This window comes from Raoultella sp. (assembly GCF_039594335.1).
Taxonomy (GTDB): domain Bacteria; phylum Pseudomonadota; class Gammaproteobacteria; order Enterobacterales; family Enterobacteriaceae; genus Klebsiella.
The window spans coordinates 1-4,286 of sequence record NZ_JBCNNS010000224.1 but is presented as its reverse complement, the minus strand read 5'-3'; the positions used below and the strand labels follow the sequence as shown (position 1 = coordinate 4,286).

Annotated in this window: 5 protein-coding genes and 1 other RNA gene; 2 read left to right on the top strand and 4 right to left on the bottom strand. The window is 56.5% G+C overall.

All coding sequences use genetic code 11. The features are described from left to right. Positions 1-43 precede the first annotated feature (43 nt). Positions 44-175: non-coding RNA, RtT sRNA (locus tag ACZAHD_RS21870), on the top strand. Between the two features lie 147 nt (positions 176-322). Here the strand turns inward: ACZAHD_RS21870 and ACZAHD_RS21865 are convergent. Continuing rightward, positions 323-766: an Lrp/AsnC family transcriptional regulator gene (locus tag ACZAHD_RS21865; RefSeq protein WP_004863438.1), complete on the bottom strand. Its 444-nt coding sequence runs from the start codon at positions 764-766 to the stop codon at positions 323-325. 108 nt (positions 767-874) lie between these two features. On the opposite strand from ACZAHD_RS21865, the gene ACZAHD_RS21860 reads away from it, so the two are divergent. After that, positions 875-1,771, top strand: coding sequence for a DMT family transporter (locus ACZAHD_RS21860; protein WP_462458608.1), 897 nt, complete (start codon positions 875-877; stop codon positions 1,769-1,771). 18 nt (positions 1,772-1,789) lie between these two features. On the opposite strand, the gene narI is transcribed toward ACZAHD_RS21860, so the two are convergent. The 3 genes from narI to narH all read right to left on the bottom strand — a co-directional run. Beyond that, complete coding sequence (gene narI, locus ACZAHD_RS21855) at positions 1,790-2,467, bottom strand: respiratory nitrate reductase subunit gamma (RefSeq protein WP_462458607.1); 678 nt, start codon at positions 2,465-2,467, stop codon at positions 1,790-1,792. Beyond that, complete coding sequence (gene narJ / locus ACZAHD_RS21850; RefSeq protein WP_462458606.1) at positions 2,467-3,177, bottom strand: nitrate reductase molybdenum cofactor assembly chaperone; 711 nt, start codon at positions 3,175-3,177, stop codon at positions 2,467-2,469. Before narJ ends, narI begins: the two co-directional genes overlap by 1 nt. Then, the coding region (gene narH / locus ACZAHD_RS21845) for a nitrate reductase subunit beta (protein ID WP_462458605.1) at positions 3,174-4,286 on the bottom strand (1,113 nt) is incomplete at its 5' end. The genes narH and narJ, both read right to left, overlap by 4 nt.

Below are 4,286 nucleotides of genomic sequence, written 5' to 3'. Positions count from 1 at the left end.
TTATCCACCACAGTAATGTGGTAACCCCGACAAATCTCAGCGAGGTTTGCACTTGTCGGGAAGGGTGAGAACCTTCGATTAAGGTTCGACTCGAGCGCAAGCGAGAGAACGTTGCCGCAGGCAACGGCCCAAAGGGTGAGGCGCAATGCGCTGAGTCATCCTTCCCCCACCCCCATCATCCCCCAGTAACAGCTGAGTTAAATCCATCTCGTGCGCAAAATATTCTGCCCGGACAGGGAAGGTTGAGAAGCTTCGACCGGGGTTCGATTCAAGCACCAGTCGGGTAGCCTGGATAAGGCGTTTACGCCGCCATCCGGGACAGTTACATCGGCGGCAAACGGCGGGTGACCGGCGAACTTTTTACTATCGAAGTATTGCACTGGGCATGCTCTGCCAGACCATCCAGCAGGGTATCAAGCTGCGCAATATCCCGCACCACCAGGCGCATCACGAAGCAATCCTCGCCCGTGACTTTGTCACATTCGATGCACTCAGGCATTGCCTGAATATATTTGTCGACCTTCTGCAGCAAGCCCGGCAGCGGCCTGACGCGGACCAGTGCCTGCAGGGTATAACCGAGTGCCGCAAGATTCACCCGGGCGCCGTAGCCCTGAATCACCCCGCGCTCTTCCAGACGCTTCACTCGCTCTGCGGTACTGGGTGACGTCAATCCCACCCGCGCGCTCAACACTTTGAGCGATATGCGCGCATCTTCCGCCAGGCAAGCCAGAATGGCGCGGTCGATATTATCAATTAAGTGTTCCATGCATTTTACCTGATAAATAAAAGCAATACTCGCCTTTCACCTTAGATCATGCATGTCAACTTGTCAGCAGATTAACGACAATATCGACATCATCACGGAGGTAGAAAAATGGCACATACAGTAACGGGCGTCTGGCAAATGAGTCTGGCGATGATCATTTCGGGTTCGATCGGCGCCTTCGTTTTACTCTCCGGCTTGCCGGTTATCGATGTGGTCTTCTGGCGTTGCCTGATTGGCGCCCTGACCTTACTGGGGATTATCTATTTCAGCCGACAGCCGTTCAGCCAGCTCACGCGGCTAACACTGCTGCTGGCGATCCTCGGCGGCATCACGCTGGTCATTAACTGGCTGCTGCTGTTTGCCGCCTACACCCGCATTTCGATTGGTATGGCTACCGTGGTGTATAACACCCAGCCGTTTATGCTGGTATTGATGGGAATGCTGGCAGGCGAGCGGGTGACGCTGATTAAATGGGGCTGGTTAACGTTGGCTTTTGTCGGCGTGGTCGTTCTGCTCTCCAGCGAGCTGATGCAGGCTCATGGCGGCCAGCTCGCTGCGGGTATTGCGCTGGCGCTTGGTGCCGCCTTTTTCTACGCCTTAACGGCGATGATCGCCCGCAAGCTGCGTCCGCTTCCGCCTCAGCATATTGCCTTTATTCAGGTGATTGTCGGGACCATCATGCTGTTGCCGCTGGTTCACGCCCCCAATTTCACCGCCGCGTTCCCCTGGCACTACCTGCTGATTCTGGGCATAGTGCACACTGGCATTATGTACCAGTTGCTCTACAGTGCGATTCAGAAACTGCCGACGCCCATAACCGGTTCGCTCTCCTTTATCTATCCTATGGTGGCGATCGGGGTCGATTATCTGGTCTTTCACCATGCGCTGGCTCCGGTGCAGCTGGCCGGAGGCCTGCTGATTCTGTTTGCAGCAGCGGGGAATAATCTGGGCTGGGGCGACGGGCTGGCGTCGGGCCACAAAAAACCCCGCCAAAGCGGGGTGTGATTCTGCCGGACAGGATCCTCAGCGACGGGCGCGGACGAGCTGATATCTGCGCGTCAGGTATTCTAATGGCACGCTCCAGATATGTACCAGACGGGAGAACGGGAACAGCAGGAACAGCGTCATCCCCAACACCAGGTGCATACGGAAAATAAAGGCGACGCCGTCCAGGTGCGCGGATGCGCCGCCGCGGAACGTCACCACGGACTGTGCCCAATTCACTAGCTTCATCATTTCGCTGCCGTCCATATGCTGTGCCGAAAACGGAATGGTCAGCAGGCCCAGCGCACACTGGAGAATCAGCACGGAAAGCACCAGAATATCCGCGCCAGTCGTGGTTGCCCGTACACGCGGGCTGAACAGCCGACGTTTAAGCAGCAGCAGCCCTCCCACCAGCGTCATCACGCCGCAAGCGCCGCCAGCCAGCATCGCCATTTTCTGCTTCACTTCCAGCGGCAGCCACGCCTCATACATCCAGTGCGGCGTCAGCATCCCAAGGAAATGTCCGGCGAAAATACCCAGAATCCCGATGTGGAACAGGTTCGAGGCCAGATTCATTCCTTTGCGATCCAGCATCTGACTGGAGGCGGCGCGCCAGGTGTATTGTCCGTAATCGTAGCGCAACCAACTGCCTATCAGGAACACCGCTCCGGCAATATACGGATAGATGTCAAAGAAGAACATATTCAGCAAGTGCATTATTGCTGTCCTCCGTTAGAGATATTCAAATATTGCGGGGCCACGGCTCCGGCAAAACGACGCTGGTGAGCGGCGATGTCGGACTCCCCGCAGCCTTTATCGGCAAAGAATTTCACCTGTTCTTCTTCCCAGACTGCATCCAGCGCCTGCGGCGTATCGTCGCGCGCTTCATCGGCGATTTTTTCCGCCACTTTCGCTTCATCTAACGCACTGTTTGCCAGCTTCAGCAGTTGTCCAAGCAGAACGGCATAGCGGCTTTCACGCTGTTGCAGACGCGAGCAAAGTAGCGCCAGAATCGGCGCGATATCCTGTAGACCGCCGATGGCGTCACTCTCAGGCAGTTGCGCCAGGTATTCCAGATACAGCGGCAGGTGATCGGGCAACTCGCGGCTGTCGAGCAGCAGACCGTGCTGCTCATACTGATTCAGCAAATTAACCATCGCCTGCCCGCGGTCGCGAGATTCGCCGTGCACGTGTTCGAACAGTAGCAGCGAGGTTGCCCGCCCCCGGTCAAAAAGCTCGCTGTAGGCGGCCTGCGCATCCAGCAGATCCTGCGCGGTTAAATCCCGCAGGAAAACCCCCAGGGCCTGGGCATCCGCTTTTTCCAGTTTCTCTGACGAAGCCAGAACGTCGAAGAGTTCGTTCTGATGCTGCCATAAGTCCGCATCCGGATACTCAAGCAGACGTGAAACAACCACGAGTTCGATCATAGGTGCGGCTCCGTTTTGCTGGTCACATCCACGGCATCAATGCGGCGGCTGTTAAACAGGTTGAAGGACGAATCAGATCCGTGGCAGCCGTCACCAAAGCTAAAGCCACAGCCGTTTTTCTCCGGGAAGGCTTCGCGCGCCAGTTCGCGATGGCTGCTCGGCACCACGAAACGATCTTCGTAGTTCGCAATCGCCAGGTAACGGTACATTTCCTGCGCCTGCACTTCGGTCAGCCCGACCTCTTCCAGCGCCCGCGTATCGATAACACCATCGACGGTTTCTGTACGTTTAAAGTGACGCATCGCCAGCATGCGTTTCAACGCCAGCAGAACCGGCTGGGTATCGCCTGCGGTCAGCAGGTTGGCCAGATACTGAACCGGGATGCGCAGATTTTCTACGTCCGGCAGGATGCCGTTGCTGCCCAGTTCCCCGGCATCGACAGCGGACTGAATCGGCGACAGAGGCGGCACATACCATACCATCGGCAGTGTGCGATATTCCGGGTGCAGCGGCAGCGCCAGCTTCCAGTCCATCGCCATTTTATAGACCGGCGATTTTTGCGCCGCATCAATGACGCTCAGCGGAATGCCGTCTTTCTGCGCCTGCTCAATCACTTGCGGATCGTGCGGATCGAGGAACACGTCCAGCTGACGCTGATACAGGTCTTTCTCGTTCCCGGTGCTGGCCGCCTGCTCAATAGCATCTGCGTCGTAGAGCAGCACGCCAAGGTAACGAATACGCCCGACGCACGTCTCAGAGCAGACCGTCGGCTGACCCGCTTCAATACGCGGGTAGCAGAAGATACATTTCTCAGATTTGCCGCTTTTCCAGTTGAAGTAGATCTTCTTGTACGGGCAGCCGGTAATACACATTCGCCAGCCGCGGCACTTATCCTGATCGATCAGCACTATGCCGTCTTCTTCACGTTTGTAGATAGCGCCACTCGGACACGTTGCCACGCACGCCGGGTTGAGACAATGCTCGCACAAGCGCGGCAGGTACATCATGAAGGTGTTTTCGAACTGGCCATACATCGCTTTCTGCATGTTCTCGAAGTTTTTGTCTTTCGAAAGCTTCTCGAACTCACCGCCCAGATCATCTTCCCAGTT